Source organism: Cellulomonas hominis (assembly GCF_005239125.1).
Taxonomy (GTDB): Bacteria; Actinomycetota; Actinomycetes; order Actinomycetales; family Cellulomonadaceae; genus Cellulomonas; species Cellulomonas hominis_A.
On record NZ_SZYE01000021.1, the window covers coordinates 18,640 to 33,998 of the forward strand.

A 15,359-nucleotide genomic window follows, 5' to 3' on the forward strand; every position below is an offset into this window, starting at 1 on the left:
GTGGACCCGGCCGACCCCGTGGGCCCCGCCGACCCGCCCGACCCCGGCGCCCGCCCCGAGGAGGTCGGCGTCGGCCCCTGGCCCGGCGGCCCCGACGCCTGGCCCGACGACCCGCGGCTCGACCCCGGGCTGCTCGCCCACGGCGACCGCCGCAACGTGGCCGACCGGTACCGGTACTGGTCCGTCGAGGCCGTCGTCGCCGACCTCGACACCCGGCGGCACCCGTTCCACGTCGCGATCGAGAACTGGGCGCACGACCTCAACATCGGGTCCGTCGTCCGCACCGCCAACGCGTTCAACGCCGCCGGGGTGCACGTCGTCGGCCGCCGCCGGTGGAACCGCCGCGGCGCCATGGTCACCGACCGCTACCTGCACGTGCACCACCACCCCGACGTCGACGACCTGCTGGCCTGGGCGGCGGCCGCGGGCCCGGGAGGCCGCGCGCTGCCGGTGCTCGGGATCGACAACGTCCCGGGGTCCGTGCCGCTGGACGGCTACCCGGTGCCGCGGGAGTGCGTGCTGCTGTTCGGGCAGGAGTCCGCGGGCCTGTCGGAGGCCGCGCGGCGGGGCGCGGCGGCGGTGCTGCACATCGACCAGTACGGCTCCACGCGGTCGATCAACGCGGGCGCGGCGGCGGCGATCGCGATGCACGCCTGGGCGGTCCGGCACGCGGGACCGCCGCCGGCCTGACCACCTCCGGCGTCCCGTGGGCAGGACGTCCCGACCGGCCGGTCCCCGGGACGTGCCAGACTTGGGGAGAAAGCGAAACCCCACTTCTCTTTGGAGCTGCTGCGATGGCCATCGCCACCCCTGAGGTGTACGCCGAGATGATCGACCGGGCGAAGGCGGGCAAGTTCGCCTACCCGGCCGTGAACGTCACCTCCTCCCAGACCGTCACCGCCGCGCTGCAGGGCTTCGCCGAGGCCGAGTCGGACGGCATCCTCCAGGTGTCCGTCGGCGGCGCCGAGTACGCGTCCGGCTCCACGGTCAAGGACCGCGTCTCGGGCACCCGCGCGCTCGCCGCGTACGCGACCGAGGTCGCGAAGGGCTACGGCATCACCGTCGCCCTGCACACGGACCACTGCGTCAAGAAGAACCTGGACTCCTGGGTCCGTCCGCTCCTGGCCCTGGAGGCCGAGGAGGTCAAGGCCGGCAAGAACCCGACCTTCCAGTCGCACATGTTCGACGGCTCCGACATCCCGCTGGACGAGAACCTCGTCATCGCGGCGGAGCTGCTCGAGCTGTCGCAGGCCGCGCGCACGATCCTCGAGATCGAGGTCGGCGTCGTGGGCGGCGAGGAGGACGGCCACGAGGCCGAGATCAACGAGAAGCTCTACACCACGGCCGAGGACGGCCTGGCGACGGTCCGCGCCCTCGGCGCCGGCGAGAAGGGCCGCTACCTGACGGCCCTGACCTTCGGCAACGTGCACGGCGTGTACAAGCCGGGTGCCGTCAAGCTGCGCCCGTCGATCCTCGCGGACATCCAGAAGGCCGTCGGCGCCGAGGTCGGCAAGGAGAACCCGTTCGACCTCGTGTTCCACGGCGGCTCGGGCTCCACGGCCGCGGAGATCGCCGAGGCGGTCGACAACGGCGTCATCAAGATGAACATCGACACCGACACCCAGTACGCGTTCACGCGTCCCGTGGTCGGCCACATGTTCAGCAACTACGACGGCGTCCTGAAGGTCGACGGCGAGGTGGGCAACAAGAAGGCCTACGACCCGCGCGCCTGGGGCAAGCTGGCCGAGGCCGGCATGGCCGCCCGCATCGTCGAGGCCGCGCAGCAGCTGCGCTCGGCGGGCCAGCGCATGCGCTGATCCGCCCGGTCCCCGCACGGGGAGCGACGCGGCGAGGGCCCGGTCACCGTCACGGTGACCGGGCCCTCGTGCGTCCGGGGTCGTGCGCCGCTCAGGCCTGGTGGTCGTCCTCGACCACGTCGAGCAGCTCGCCGATCCGGGTGACCTCGAGCAGGAACTGCACCGTCGGCGGCACGTGCAGCAGCCGGACGCGGTGCGGGGTCCGCATGGCGAGCCTGGCCAGGAACGCGACGCCGGACGAGTCCATGAACGTCACGTGGTGGGCGTCCACCTCGATGGGCAGGCCGGCCTGCTCGGCGTCGGTGGACGCCTGCGCCAGGTCCGGTCCGAGGTCCGCGTCGACCTCACCGGAGAGCACGATCGTGGTCCGGTCGGGGGACAGGATGACGTGCACCGAGCCCGGTTCCCCGGCGGCGTCGCCCGGAGCGGGTACGGTCGGCGCGGCCGAGGCATCCGCGCCCTGGTCCCTGGCGAGCCCGCCCGCGGGTGTGCTGTTACCGTCGCGCACGATGCTCCCTCCCGTCCGGGCGGCTGCCGCAGGGGCCGCCGCCGGTGATCGGCCCGTCCCGGCGGGCTGCTGCACCGGGATCTGTCGGGAACGCTAGACGATCGGAGGCGGTGGTGGTCAACTCCACGCCCGGCGACGGTGCCGCGGACACCGTCGACTCGATCGGGCGCGCGGTCGGGCAGATCGTCGGCATGCCGGTCCTCGTGGTGGCCGCGGAGCCGCCGCGGTGGCCCGTCGTCTGGGTGAACCGCGCGTTCACCGAGGCGACCGGGCTCACGCTCGACGAGGTCGCGGGCCCTGCGGTGGACCTGATCGCCCTGTCCGCCGAGGACGCCTCCGGCCTGCACCAGCTCCAGGACGCCGTCCTGGACCGTCGCGCGACCTCCGCCCTGCTCCGGCTGCGCCGTGCCGGCGGCGACTGGTTCTGGGCGCGCGCGGTCGTCACCCCGGTGACCGCCGAGGGTGCGACGGAGCCGACGCACTGGGTGGCGGCGCTGGTCGACGTCACCGACCAGGTCGACCGCGACGCCGCGGTCGCCGCGGAGGTCGAGGTCGTCCGCCGGGAGAGCGAGGACCTCGCGCTGATCGGCGCGGTGTCCGACCTGGTGATGGACCTGGACGACCCGTACGGCCTGCGGGCCATCGCCGAGCTGCTCGCGCACCGGGTGGTCGCCTGGGCCGGCTTCTACGTGGACGACGACGGCCTGCAGGCGGCGGACGGCGTCGACGTGACCCGCGCGCCCCGCGCGTCGGGGCGCCGGCACGGCCCCGGCGGCACGGGCGTGCCGTTCGTCGCCCGGCGGGGTGCGCGTCCGCCCGGGGACGACCCGGTGCAGCGGCTCCTGGACGGCGAGGGGGAGACGCACCTCGTCCTGGACCTCGACACCGACGCGCCGGGCCAGCCGGGCACCGCCTCGGCGTGGCTGGCGGAGGACCTGCGCGCCCGCGTCCCCGACGGTGCGGCCGTCGGGCACGTCGCGGTCCTGCCGCTGCCCGGCCGGCACCGCGTGCTCGGCCTGCTGGCGGTGATCCCGCGCGCGACCGGCCCCGACCTGGTCCACGACGCCCCCGCCCGCGGCGGCGTCGACGAGCGCACCCGCACCATCCTGTCGCTCACGGCGCGCCGGGTCGGCCTGGCGATGGAGAACGTCCGGCTGTACGCCCGCGAGCACCGCGTGGCGGAGACCCTGCAGCGCGCGATGCTGCCGGAGCAGGCCGAGGTCGAGGGCCTGGACGTCTGGTCGTACTACGCGCCGAACGTCGTCTACGCGCAGGTCGGCGGCGACTGGTACGACGTCGTGCAGATCGCCCCGGACGTGGTCGGCGTGGTGATCGGCGACGTCGTGGGCCACGACGTCGAGGCCGCCGCGGCGATGGGCCAGCTCCGGTCGGTCGTGCGCGCGTACGCCTTCGAGGTCACCGAGCCCGGCCCGGTGCTCGAGCGCGTCGACCAGCTCGTCGGCGGCATGCGCATCCCGCGCTCCGCGGGGCTGGTGCTCACCACGCTCACCCGCCGGGACCCCGAGGACGGCGGCTGCCCGAGCTGGCACCTGGAGTACTCGCGCGCCGGCCACCTGCCCGCCCTGCTGGTGCGGGACGGCCAGGTCGTGCTGCTCGACGGCGCCGGCGGCGCGCTCATCGGGTTCGGCGACGGGCACCGGCGGACGGCGCGGCACGACCTGCTGCCCGGCGACGTGCTGGTGTTCTACACCGACGGCCTCATCGAGCGCCGGGACCGCGCGCTGCCGGACGGCCTGGCCGCGCTGCGCGAGGTGGCGGCGGGCGCGTCCGCCGTCGACGCGGCGGGCATCGGCGAGGAGCTGCTCGCGCGGCTCGCGGACAGCCCCGAGGACGACGTCGCCGTCGTCGTCGTGCGGATCCCCGACCTCACCGACACCTCGGGGCACGGCGGCAACGTCCGCAGCCGGCGGTGGCAGCTGCCGAGCGAGCCGGGCTCCATCGCCCGCGCCCGGCACGCGGTGCTGCGGACCTCGCACGCGTGGGAGCTGGGCGACGCGTCGAACGCGGAGCTCGTCGTCTCCGAGCTGGTCGCCAACGCCGTGCTGCACGGCTGGGGGCGGGTCACCCTGCGGCTGCACGACACCGGCGACGGCCTGCGGATCGAGGTCGAGGACTCCAACCCGACGCCGCCCGTCGCGACCGAGGGCCACCCGGGCAGGATCGGCGGGTTCGGCATGCGGATCGTCGAGCGGCTCGCCGACTGGGGCTGGCGGCCGTCGCGCGGCGGCAAGGTCGTGTGGGCGCGGGTGCGGCCGTCGGAGCCCTCGGTGCTGCGCGGCCCCCGGGGCGGGGCGTAGGCCGGAGGGGTCAGGCGGGGGAGGGCGCGTCCTGCGCGACCTGCTCCGTGCCGTCGCCCTCGGGCGCGGCGCACCGGTGGTCCGCGTCGATGCGGAACAGCTCGAGCGCCCCGCAGATCTCCAGCACGAACAGGTCCCGCGGGTCGGCGCCGCGCAGCACCGTCGCGCCGCCGCGCTTGCGGCTCGCGTCCGCCAGCGAGATGAGGAACGCCGCGCCGGTCGAGTCCATGAACGTCACGTCGCACATGTCGATGACGAGCAGCTGGCGGCGCAGGCCCACGACGCGCGCGGCGATCTCGGGGAACTGGTCGCGCTCGGCCAGGTCGAGGTCCCCGGCGACGACGAGGGTCGTCGTCGCGGCCGAGGTGGCGATCTCGATCATGGGGGGACCTGTCGACGAGGGGCACGTGCTGGACGACTGTAACCGCGTCCCCGGTGCCGACGCATGCCGAGGATCCCCGCCGGCCGCCTGCGACACTGTGGCCATGACCGGAGCCAACCTCCTCGGACCCGAGCCCACCCGCCTCCCGGACGGTGCCGACGCCGACGCGCGCGCCGTCCTCGCCGCCGGCGGCGACCCCCGCGACGCCGCGCGCCGCGTCCCCGCCTCGTCGCTCGCCTGGGCGCTGCTCGCCGAGCGGGCGCTGCGCGACGAGGGCGACCCGGTCGCCGCGTACGCCTACGCCCGCACCGGCTACCACCGCGGCCTGGACGCGCTGCGCCGCGCGGGCTGGCGGGGCCAGGGGCCGATCCCCGCGGACCACGAGCCGAACCAGGGGTTCCTGCGGGCGCTGCTCGCCCTCGCCGAGGCCGCCGACGCCATCGAGGAGGAGGAGGAGGCCGCGCGCTGCGAGCAGTTCCTCGTCGACTCGGGGACCTCCGCCGCCGAGGTCGCCGGGCTCCGCTGACCGCCCCGGGGCGGCGTCGGCACCCGGCGGTGCGGACGTCGCCCGGACGGTGATCACGCGCCTCCGCTAGCATTTCGGAGGTACTGGGGTCGCCTGCCGCCCCGTGCCCGGACCTCCCGCGCCCGAGCCACGTCGCTCGGCACCGCTGCGGGTGCCGCCGCGAGGCAGGGTGGGAGTGGTGATCACATGCCGGCCGTCGTGGTGCTCGGGACCCAGTGGGGCGACGAGGGCAAGGGCAAGGCGACCGACCAGCTCGGGTCGCGGATCGACTACGTCGTGAAGTTCAACGGCGGCAACAACGCCGGGCACACCGTGGTCGTGAACGGCGAGAAGTACGCCCTGCACCTGCTGCCGTCCGGCATCCTGTCGCCGGGCGTCGTGCCGGTCATCGGCAACGGGGTCGTGATCGACATCGAGGTCCTGTTCGAGGAGATCGACGCGCTCGAGGCCCGCGGGGTGTCCGCCGAGCGGCTGCTCGTGTCCTCCGCGGCGCACGTGATCGCCCCGTACCACCGCACGGTCGACAAGGTCACCGAGCGGTTCCTCGGCAAGCGGAAGATCGGCACCACCGGCCGCGGCATCGGCCCCGCGTACGCCGACAAGATCAACCGGGTCGGCATCCGCATCCAGGACCTGTTCGACGAGAACATCCTGCGGCAGAAGGTCGAGGGTGCCCTCGACCAGAAGAACCACCTGCTGGTGAAGGTCTACAACCGCCGCGCGATCACGGTCGACGAGACGGTCGAGGACCTGCTGGGCTACGCCGAGCGGCTGCGCCCGTACGTCGCGGACACCCCGCTGGTGCTCAACCAGGCGCTCGACGCCGGGAAGACCCTGGTGTTCGAGGCCGGCCAGGCCACGATGCTCGACATCGACCACGGCACGTACCCGTTCGTCACGTCGTCGTCGGCGACCGCGGGCGGCGCGTGCACCGGTTCCGGCATCGGCCCCACCCGCATCGACCGGGTGGTCGGGGTCGCCAAGGCGTACACCACCCGCGTCGGCGAGGGCCCGTACCCGACCGAGCTGTTCGACGAGGACGGCGAGTGGCTCCGGCAGACCGGCGGGGAGTTCGGCACGACCACCGGCCGCCCGCGGCGCACCGGCTGGTACGACGCCGTGGTCGCCCGCTACTCCTCGCGGATCAACGGCCTCACCGACCTGGTTGTCACGAAGCTCGACGTGCTGACCGGCCGGGACAAGATCCCCGTCGCCGTGGCCTACGACGTCGACGGCCGCCGGTTCGACGAGATGCCCGACGACCAGAGCGACTACCACCACGCGAAGCCGGTCTACGAGTACCTGGACGGCTGGACCGAGGACATCTCCGGCGCCCGCGAGCTCGCGGACCTGCCGGTGAACGCGCAGCGGTACCTGACGCGCCTGGAGGAGATCAGCGGGACCCGGATCTCGGCCGTCGGCGTCGGCCCGGGCCGCGAGGCGACCGTCGCGATCCACGACCTGCTGGGCTGACCCGCCGCGGGGACTCCGCCGGACGGAGGACGTGGTCCGCGCAGATCCGTCGTCCCGACGACGCGGCGGGTCCCCGCGCCGGGGGACGGTGCCGGGGTGCGAACCACCCGTCACCGCCCCCGGACCCTGCTCCGCCGGACCGCGCTCGCCGTCGCGCTGACCCTCCTCGCCCTGCCGCTCGCCGGCGCCGGGTACGAGGCGTGGTCGGCCCGCGGCGCCGCGGACCGCTACCCGCCCCCCGGCCGCCTGGTCGACGTCGGCGGCCACGCCCTGCACCTGGACGTCCGTGGCACCGGGTCGCCGGTCGTCGTGCTCGAGGCCGGCAGCGGCGAGACGTCGCTCGGCTGGGAGTCCGTCGCCGACGCCCTGGCCCAGCGCACCACCGTCGTGGCGTACGACCGCGCGGGCTACGCCTGGAGCGAGCCGTCCGCGGAGCCGCGCACCGGTGAGGCCGTCGTCGCCGACCTGCGCGCCGCGCTCGACGCCGCCGGGCTCGCCGGCCCGTACGTCGTGGTCGGCCACTCGATGGGCGGGCTGTTCGCCCGGCTCCTCGCCGAGCGGGCGCCGGAGGACGTCGCCGGGCTCGTGCTCGTCGACGCCCGGCCCGAGGACGACGCCCGGGAGACCGCGGACGTGCTCGCGGCCGAGGGCCGGCCCGCCGACCCGCCCGCGTGGGCCCTGGGCGCGCTGCAGCGCACCGGCGTGCTCCGGCTGTTCGCCGACCAGCTCCTGGCCGGCATGGTGGACCCGGCGGAGCAGGACCGGTTCCTCGACGTCGTCGCCACCCCCGCCTTCTTCGCCGCGCGGCAGGAGGAGGCCGACCTGATCGGGTCGACCGAGGACGCCGTCCGCGGGCAGGACCTCGGCGACCTCCCGGTGCGGGTCGTCGCCCGGGGCGAGCCCCAGGACTACGCCGCCGCCGGCATCTCCGCGCGCGGCGGCGCCGAGCTGGAGCGGATCTGGCAGGACGGGCAGCGCCGCATGCTCGGGCTCTCCTCGCGTGCCGCGCTCGTCGTCGCGGAGGGGAGCGGTCACCTGGTGCCGCGCGACCGTCCGGACGTGGTGGTCGACCAGGTGCTCGAGGTGCTGACCGAGATCGGCGCGGACCGGGGCGCCCGGTCGGCGTGGACGGCCGGGCGGGGGTGAGTACGACCTCGGTAGGGTCGGCCCCGTGAAGATCCTCGTCGTCGGGACCGGCGCCCGCGAGCACGCCCTCACCCTGGCCCTGTCCCGCGACCCGCAGGTCACCGCGCTGCACGCCGCGCCCGGCAACCCGGGCATCGGCGCGCTGGCGACCCTGCACGTGGTCGACCCCCTGGACGGCGCCGCGGTCGCGGCGCTGGCGACGTCCCTCGGCGCCGACCTGGTCGTGGTCGGCCCCGAGGCGCCGCTCGTCGCGGGCGTGTCCGACGCGGTGCGTGCGGCCGGGGTGCCGGTGTTCGGGCCGAGCGCCGAGGCCGCGCGGCTCGAGGGGTCGAAGGCCTTCGCCAAGGAGGTCATGGCCGCCGCCGGCGTGCCCACGGCCGACCCCGTGGTCGTGACCGAGGCGTCGGCGGCCGAGGCCGCGCTCGACACCTTCGGCGCCCCGTACGTGGTCAAGGACGACGGCCTCGCCGCCGGCAAGGGCGTCGTCGTCACCGAGGACCGGTCCGTCGCTTTGGAGCACGCGCTCGCCTGCCTGGCGAAGCCGGGCGGCCGGGTCGTCGTCGAGGACTACCTGGACGGCCCCGAGGTCTCCCTGTTCGTGCTGTCGGACGGCACCCACGTGGTCCCGCTCGTCCCCGCCCAGGACTTCAAGCGCGTCGGCGACGCCGACACCGGCCCGAACACCGGCGGCATGGGCGCGTACACGCCGCTGCCCTGGGCGCCGGAGGGGCTCGTGGCGGAGGTCGTCGCCCAGGTCGCCCAGCCCACCGTCGACGAGATGGCGCGGCGCGGCACCCCGTTCGTCGGCGTCCTGTACTGCGGGCTGGCGCTCACCAGCCGCGGGACCCGGGTCGTGGAGTTCAACGCCCGGTTCGGCGACCCCGAGACGCAGGTGGTGCTGGCCCGGCTCGCGACGCCCCTCGCGGGCGTGCTGCTCGCCGCGGCCACCGGCGGGCTCGGCGACCTGGCGCCGCTCGACTGGACCGACGACGCGGCCGTCACCGTGGTCGTCGCGTCGGCGGGGTACCCGGAGGCGCCGCGCACCGGCGACGTCATCACCGGGCTCGACGAGGCCGAGGCGGTCCCCGGTGTCCACGTGCTGCACGCGGGCACGGCGGCCGGCGCGGACGGCGCGGTCGTCTCCGCCGGCGGCCGCGTGCTCTCGGTGGTCGGCGCCGGCCCGGACCTCGCGGCGGCCCGCGCGGCGGCCTACGCGGGCGTCGAGAAGATCGCCCTGCCGGGCTCCCACCACCGCTCCGACATCGCCCGGGCGGCCGCGGAGGGCTGACGGCCCGAGTTCGCCGGTTCCGCGGCTGGAGGGGCTGCGCAACCGGCGAACTGGCGCGCAACCGGCGAACTCGGGGCTCGCGCCGGGGCATACTCGCCCGCATGGAGCTGCCCCTCGCCTGGTCCCTCGTCCTGATCGTCGCCGGGGCGTGGAGCCTGCTCGTCTGGCCCCGGTTCGGCGCGCGCATCGCGAAGGACCCGCGGGCGCGGGACGCGCAGGGCCGGCCGACGCGGTTCCTCACCGTGCACCTCGTGCTCATCACGGTGTCGATGCTGCTGGGCGCGGCGGTCGCGCTGCTCGGCGTCCTCACGCTGCTCTGACCGCCCCGCGCGCGACCGTCGCGGACGCCGCCCGGGCCACGCCCGCGCCTGCGGCAGGATGGCCCCCATGACCGCACCCACGCTGCCCGGCTGGACGCACACCTACTCGGGCAAGGTCCGCGACCTGTACGTCCCGGACACCACCCAGGAGGCCGGGGCCGCGGTGGCCGAGGCGCACGGCGACGTCGTCCTGGTGGTCGCCAGCGACCGGGTCAGCGCGTTCGACCACGTGCTCAGCCCCGGGATCCCCGGCAAGGGCGTCGTGCTGACCCGGCTGAGCCTGTGGTGGTTCGACCAGCTGGCCGACCTGGTGCCGAACCACGTCGTGTCGGCCGAGGCGCCCGCGGTGCCGGCGGCGGTGCTCGGCCGGGCGATGGTGTGCCGGCGGCTGCAGATGTTCCCGGTGGAGTGCGTGGCCCGCGGCTACCTGACCGGGTCGGGCCTCGCGGAGTACCGCGCGACCGGCGAGGTCACCGGGATCCCGCTGCCGGCGGGCCTGGTGGACGGCTCGCGGCTGCCGGAGCCGATCTTCACGCCCGCGACCAAGGCGGAGCTCGGCGAGCACGACGAGAACGTCAGCCTGGACGTCGTCGCCGGGCAGCTGGGCCGGGAGCGCGCGGAGGAGCTCCGCGACCTCACGCTGGCGGTGTACGCGCGGGCCGAGGGCATCGCGCGGGAGCGCGGCGTCGTCCTGGCGGACACCAAGCTGGAGTTCGGCGTGGACCCGACGACGGGCGCGGTGACCCTCGGCGACGAGGTGCTGACCCCGGACTCGTCGCGGTTCTGGCCGGCGGACGCCTGGGAGCCGGGCCGGTCGCAGCCGAGCTTCGACAAGCAGTTCGTCCGCGACTGGCTGGCGTCGCCGGCGTCCGGCTGGGACCGCGCGGCGGACGCCGAGCCGCCGGCGCTGCCCGCGGAGGTCGTCGAGCGGACCCGCGCCCGGTACCTCGAGGCCTACGAACGGCTGACGGGGACGCCGCTCACGGTGTGAGCGACGCCCCCGCCGGGGCCGCGCCGGGAGGTGCGACGGGGCTCAGGAGCCGAGCGCGTCCTCGATGAGCGGCACGAGGTTGTCGAGCGCGTACTGCTGCGCGCCGACCGTGCCGAGCGAGTACGCCGACTGCAGCTCGCTGCCGAGGATCACGGCGCGGCCGTCGGCGACGGCCGGGACCGCCTGCCACTGGGGGTCGTCGGTGATCTCGGCGGCGTCGAGGTAGATCGGGAACGCGACGATCAGGTCGGCGTCGAGCAGGTCGAGCTGCTCGGAGGAGATGTCGACGCTGAAGCCGGAGGAGGACACCGGCAGCCCGGCGATGGTCGGCGACTGCTCGAACCCGAGGTTCTCCATGAACTGGACCCGCTCGCTGCCCTCGATGTACGCGCCCCAGCCCTCCGAGGTCCGGGCGGCGGCGGTGAACGTCTTGCCCTCCCAGTCCGGGTGGTCGGCCCGGGCCTGCGCGAAGGCGTCGTCGAGGCCGGCCTGGAGCTCCTCGCCCTTCTCCGGGACGCCGAGCGCGGCGGAGATCAGCTCGAGCTGCTCCTCGCCGGTGGTGAGCCAGGAGTCGCCGCCCTCGGGCACGCCGACGGTCGGGGCGATCTCGGAGAGCCGGTCGTACCGGTCCTGGTCGCCGGAGGACTTCACGTCGAGGATGAGGTCGGGCTCGAGCGCGGCGATCGCCTCGTAGGACGGCTCGAGGGTGTCGATGATCTCGGGCGACTCGTCGTACTGGCCCTCGGCCCACGGCCCGACGCCGTCGCCCCCGAACGCCAGCCAGTCGGACGCGCCGACGGGCTGGTAGCCGAGGGACAGCGCGGTCTCGGCGTCGCCCCAGCCGAGGGCGACGATGCGCTCCGGGCGGGACTCGACGGTGATCTCGCCGAACTTGGTGTCGACGGTCGCGGGGAACGTGCCCTCGGCCGCGGGGCCGGAGCCGCCCGCGGCGGTAGTCTCGCCCGAGCCGGCGGCGTCGTCGGTGCCGGAGCACGCGCTCAGGGCCAGGACCGCGACCGCCGCGACGGCGGCGACACGCATGGACTTCATCGAAGGCCTTTCGTGGAGGGGGCCCGCGGCGACTTCGGGAACGGAGTCACGATCGGGATGCCGGAAGGTTAGCCTAGCCTCATGACGTGCGGGAACCCCGGGTGAGCGCGGTCGGCGCACCGCACCCCGCGACGGCCCGCCCGGCGACGCCGGCGCCCGCCCGCCGCGGGCTGGCGCTGCTGCTGGTCGCGGGCCTGCTCGTGGTCGCGCTGGCCCTGAGCCTGGCCGTCGGCTCGCGCCCCGTGGGGCTGTCGACGGTGTGGCACGCGCTCACGGGCGGGGAGGTGCCGGCGGCGGACCACGCCGCCGTCGTCGGGCTGCGGCTGCCCCGCACCGTGCTGGCGGTGCTGGTCGGCGCGGGCCTGGCGGTCGCCGGCGCGCTGATGCAGGCGCTGACCCGGAACCCGCTGGCGGACCCCGGGATCCTCGGCGTGACGAGCGGCGCGGCGTTCGCGGTGGCGGTCGGCGTGGTCCTGCTGGGCGTCACCCGGCCGTCGGGCTACGTGTGGTTCGCGTTCGGCGGGGCGCTGCTCGCGACGGTCGCGGTCTACCTGGTCGGCTCGGCGGGGCGGTCGAACGCGGGGCCGGTCCAGCTGACCCTGGCCGGCGTGGCGCTGAGCGCGGTGCTGACCGGCGTGGTCGGCGCGCTCCGGCTGACGGACCAGGAGCGGTTCGCCGTCCTGCTGACCTGGGAGTCGGGGTCCCTCCAGGCCCGCGGCTGGGACGTGATCGTGCCGGTGCTGCCCTTCGTGCTGCTCGGGCTGGCGGTCGCGGGGGTCGTGGCCGGGGCGCTCAACACGCTCGGGCTGGGGGAGGACCTGGCGACGGCGCTGGGCGCCTCGGTCGGCCGGACGCGGGTGCTGTCGGTGGTGGCGATCACGCTGCTGGCCGGTGGCGCGACCGCGATGGCCGGGCCGATCACGCTCGTGGGGCTGATGGTGCCGCACATCGTGCGCTGGCTGGTCGGCCCGGACCAGCGGTGGATCCTCGGGCTGTCCGCGCTGGCGGGCCCGGTGCTGGTGCTGCTCGCGGACGTGGCGGCGCGGGTGCTGCTGTGGCCGGGGGAGCTGCCGGTGGGCGTGGTGACCGCCTTCGTGGGCGCGCCGGTGCTGATCGCGCTGGTGCGGCGGCGGAAGGCGACGGGGCTGTGACCGGCGTGCGGGTGGCGACGACGCCCGGTGCGGCGCGGCGCCCGCCGGCGGATCCGCGGCGCCGCAGCCGGGTCGCCGTGGCGGGTCTCGCCGTGGCCGCGGTGCTGCTCGCGCTGGTGGCGCTGGGCCTCGGCGACTACCCCCTGGGCGTCGTGGACGTGGTCCGCGCGCTGGTGTCCGACCAGGGCTTCGCCACCACGATCGTGACCGAGTGGCGGCTGCCGCGGGTGCTGGTGGCGCTGGCGTTCGGCGCGGCGCTCGCGGTGTCGGGCGCGCTGTTCCAGTCGCTGACCCGCAACCCGCTGGGCTCGCCCGACGTGATCGGCTTCTCGACCGGGTCGTACACCGGGGTGCTGGTCGTGACGACCGTCCTCGGCACCGGCACGCTCGGCGTGTCCGCGGGGGCCCTGGTCGCGGGGCTGCTGACCGCGCTGGTGGTGTACCTGCTGGCGTACCGGGACGGGGTGCAGGGGTTCCGGCTGATCGTGGTCGGCATCGGCGTGACGGGGATGCTGCACGGCGTCAACGTGTGGCTGCTGCTGCGGGCGAAGACCGAGGTCGCGCTGGCGGCCTCGATCTGGGGCGCCGGGTCCATCTCGCTGGTCGGCTGGTCGCAGGCGCTGCCCGCCTTCGCGGTGCTGGTGGTGCTGACGCCCCTGGTGTGGGCGCTGCGCGGGCCGCTGCGGCAGCTCGAGCTCGGCGACGACGCGGCGGGGTCGCACGGCGTGCGCGTCGAGGCGTCCCGGCTCGCGGTGGTCGTGCTGGGCGTGGCGCTGATCGCGACGGTGACGGCGACCGCGGGGCCGATCGCGTTCGTGGCGCTGGCCGCGCCGCAGATCGCCCGCCGGCTGGCCGGCTCGGCGGGGCTGCCGCTGGTGGCGTCGGCGCTGACCGGCGCGGTGGTGCTGCTGGCGGCGGACGTGCTCGCGCAGCACGTGCTGCCCACGGCGCTGCCGGTGGGCGTGGTGACGGTGGTGCTCGGCGGGGTCTACCTGCTGGCCCTGATCGTGCAGGAGGCGCGGCGACGATGGTGAGTCAGGACCGGCTGCGGGCCGACCGGGTGACCCTGGGCTACGAGCGGAAGACGGTGTCGACCGACCTCAGCCTGGCCGTCCCGGACGGCTCGTTCACGGTGGTCGTCGGCCCGAACGCGTGCGGGAAGTCGACGCTGCTGCGCTCGCTGGCCCGGCTGCTGCGGCCGGCGGCCGGCGAGGTGGTGCTCGACGGCACGTCGATCCACCGGATGCCCACCAAGGAGGTCGCGCGCCGGGTCGGGCTGCTCCCGCAGACGGCGGTCGCGCCGGAGGGCATCACGGTGGGCGAGCTGGTCGCGCGCGGCCGCTACCCGCACCAGAACCTGTTCCGGCAGCAGTCGGACGCGGACCGGCGGGCGGTGGCGGACGCGATGGACGCGACCCGCGTGACCGACCTGGCGGCGGTGCCGGTCGACGAGCTGTCGGGCGGGCAGCGGCAGCGGGTGTGGGTGGCGATGGCCCTCGCCCAGGAGACCGGGATCCTGCTGCTGGACGAGCCGACGACGTTCCTCGACATCGCGCACCAGATCGAGCTGATGGACCTGTTCGCCCGGCTGCACGCGCAGGGCGCCACGCTGGTCGCGGTGCTGCACGACCTCAACCACGCGGCCCGGTACGCGACGCACCTGGTGGTGATGAAGGACGGCGCCGTGGTCGCCCGGGGCCGGCCGGCGGAGGTGGTGACGGCCGAGCTGGTCGAGGAGGTGTTCGGGCTGCCGTGCCTGGTCATCCCGGACCCGCTGGCGGGCACCCCGCTGGTGATCCCGCGCGGCTCGGCGCACACCGCGGCGGACTGACCGGGGCGCCACCGGCCGCCGAGGTCGGTGCTTCCGCCCGAGATCGGTGGTCGCAGGCACCGATCTCGGCGCGGGGCACCGATCTCGGCGCTCCGTGGGGCCGCGTCAGGCGGGGGCCAGGACCACCACGGGCTCGCTCGTCGGCTGCTCCGAGCCGCCCTCCGGCTCCACCGTGAGCGCGAGCGCGTCGCCGGTGCGGTAGGCGTCGGTGCGGATCTGCAGCGTGCCGTCGGTGACCCCGGTGGTGGCGTCCGGGACGGGCGAGCCGTCCCGCATGACCCACAGCTGGTAGACCTCCCCGGCGCCCGGCGCGTCGACGCCGGTCGCGGTGACCAGCGCGGCGTCGGCCGTGACGACGGCGACGGCGGTGCCGCCGGACGTGACCGGGGCCGACACGACCTGGGCGCCGGGCTCGGCGAGCAGGGCGGTGATCCGGTCGGCGCGGGCCTCGGCCTCGGCGGCCCGCTGCGCCTGCCGCCAGGCGACGGTGCTGGGCACGGCGATCGCCACGAGCAGGGCGAGGGCGGCGACGGCGGCGGACCAGCGGCGGCGCGCGGG

At 75.9% G+C, this 15,359-nt stretch carries 16 protein-coding genes; 12 read left to right on the top strand and 4 right to left on the bottom strand.

Annotation, left to right across the window (positions count from 1 at the left end):
• Both FA014_RS04800 and fbaA read left to right on the top strand, forming a co-directional pair.
• Positions 1 to 690, top strand: a complete 690-nt coding sequence (locus FA014_RS04800) for a TrmH family RNA methyltransferase (protein WP_419178364.1) — start codon at positions 1 to 3, stop codon at positions 688 to 690.
• Between the two features lie 104 nt (positions 691 to 794).
• Complete coding sequence (fbaA, locus tag FA014_RS04805) at positions 795 to 1,817, top strand: class II fructose-bisphosphate aldolase (RefSeq protein ID WP_154728564.1); 1,023 nt, start codon at positions 795 to 797, stop codon at positions 1,815 to 1,817.
• A gap of 91 nt (positions 1,818 to 1,908) precedes the next feature.
• Here the strand turns inward: fbaA and FA014_RS04810 are convergent, their stop codons facing one another.
• Positions 1,909 to 2,211, bottom strand: coding sequence for an STAS domain-containing protein (locus tag FA014_RS04810; RefSeq protein ID WP_154728565.1), 303 nt, complete (start codon positions 2,209 to 2,211; stop codon positions 1,909 to 1,911).
• 224 nt (positions 2,212 to 2,435) lie between these two features.
• On the opposite strand from FA014_RS04810, the gene FA014_RS04815 reads away from it, so the two are divergent.
• Positions 2,436 to 4,643: an ATP-binding SpoIIE family protein phosphatase gene (locus FA014_RS04815; protein ID WP_230322872.1), complete on the top strand. Its 2,208-nt coding sequence runs from the start codon at positions 2,436 to 2,438 to the stop codon at positions 4,641 to 4,643.
• 10 nt (positions 4,644 to 4,653) lie between these two features.
• On the opposite strand, the gene FA014_RS04820 is transcribed toward FA014_RS04815, so the two are convergent.
• Positions 4,654 to 5,025, bottom strand: a complete 372-nt coding sequence (locus FA014_RS04820; protein ID WP_154728566.1) for an STAS domain-containing protein — start codon at positions 5,023 to 5,025, stop codon at positions 4,654 to 4,656.
• A 103-nt stretch (positions 5,026 to 5,128) separates the two neighbouring features.
• Between FA014_RS04820 and FA014_RS04825 the strand changes: the two genes are divergently transcribed.
• The 6 genes from FA014_RS04825 (at position 5,129) to FA014_RS04850 (ending at position 10,769) form a co-directional block, all read left to right on the top strand.
• Entirely contained in the window at positions 5,129 to 5,551 is a 423-nt protein-coding gene (locus FA014_RS04825; RefSeq protein ID WP_154728567.1) for a DUF3151 domain-containing protein, read from the top strand.
• A gap of 186 nt (positions 5,552 to 5,737) precedes the next feature.
• Positions 5,738 to 7,024, top strand: coding sequence for an adenylosuccinate synthase (locus tag FA014_RS04830; protein WP_154728568.1), 1,287 nt, complete (start codon positions 5,738 to 5,740; stop codon positions 7,022 to 7,024).
• Between the two features lie 96 nt (positions 7,025 to 7,120).
• Entirely contained in the window at positions 7,121 to 8,170 is a 1,050-nt protein-coding gene (locus FA014_RS04835) for an alpha/beta fold hydrolase (protein ID WP_154728569.1), read from the top strand.
• A 25-nt stretch (positions 8,171 to 8,195) separates the two neighbouring features.
• Complete coding sequence (gene purD / locus FA014_RS04840) at positions 8,196 to 9,458, top strand: phosphoribosylamine--glycine ligase (RefSeq protein WP_154728570.1); 1,263 nt, start codon at positions 8,196 to 8,198, stop codon at positions 9,456 to 9,458.
• Between the two features lie 101 nt (positions 9,459 to 9,559).
• Positions 9,560 to 9,778: an SCO4848 family membrane protein gene (locus FA014_RS04845; RefSeq protein WP_154728571.1), complete on the top strand. Its 219-nt coding sequence runs from the start codon at positions 9,560 to 9,562 to the stop codon at positions 9,776 to 9,778.
• A gap of 58 nt (positions 9,779 to 9,836) precedes the next feature.
• Positions 9,837 to 10,769: a phosphoribosylaminoimidazolesuccinocarboxamide synthase gene (locus tag FA014_RS04850; protein WP_154728572.1), complete on the top strand. Its 933-nt coding sequence runs from the start codon at positions 9,837 to 9,839 to the stop codon at positions 10,767 to 10,769.
• A gap of 42 nt (positions 10,770 to 10,811) precedes the next feature.
• Here the strand turns inward: FA014_RS04850 and FA014_RS04855 are convergent, their stop codons facing one another.
• Positions 10,812 to 11,819 (bottom strand): iron-siderophore ABC transporter substrate-binding protein, encoded by a 1,008-nt coding sequence (locus FA014_RS04855; RefSeq protein ID WP_154728573.1) that lies wholly within the window; start codon positions 11,817 to 11,819, stop codon positions 10,812 to 10,814.
• Between the two features lie 86 nt (positions 11,820 to 11,905).
• On the opposite strand from FA014_RS04855, the gene FA014_RS04860 reads away from it, so the two are divergent.
• The 3 genes from FA014_RS04860 to FA014_RS04870 are packed head-to-tail and all read left to right on the top strand — an operon-like array spanning position 11,906 to position 14,801.
• Positions 11,906 to 12,970, top strand: coding sequence for a FecCD family ABC transporter permease (locus FA014_RS04860; RefSeq protein WP_230322873.1), 1,065 nt, complete (start codon positions 11,906 to 11,908; stop codon positions 12,968 to 12,970).
• Positions 12,967 to 14,004 (top strand): FecCD family ABC transporter permease, encoded by a 1,038-nt coding sequence (locus FA014_RS04865; protein WP_230322874.1) that lies wholly within the window; start codon positions 12,967 to 12,969, stop codon positions 14,002 to 14,004. Before FA014_RS04860 ends, FA014_RS04865 begins: the two co-directional genes overlap by 4 nt.
• Entirely contained in the window at positions 13,998 to 14,801 is an 804-nt protein-coding gene (locus FA014_RS04870; RefSeq protein ID WP_154728574.1) for an ABC transporter ATP-binding protein, read from the top strand. Before FA014_RS04865 ends, FA014_RS04870 begins: the two co-directional genes overlap by 7 nt.
• A 105-nt stretch (positions 14,802 to 14,906) precedes the next feature.
• Here the strand turns inward: FA014_RS04870 and FA014_RS04875 are convergent.
• Positions 14,907 to 15,359 (bottom strand): anti-sigma factor domain-containing protein (locus FA014_RS04875; protein ID WP_195969168.1); only part of this gene is annotated, 453 nt, incomplete at its 5' end.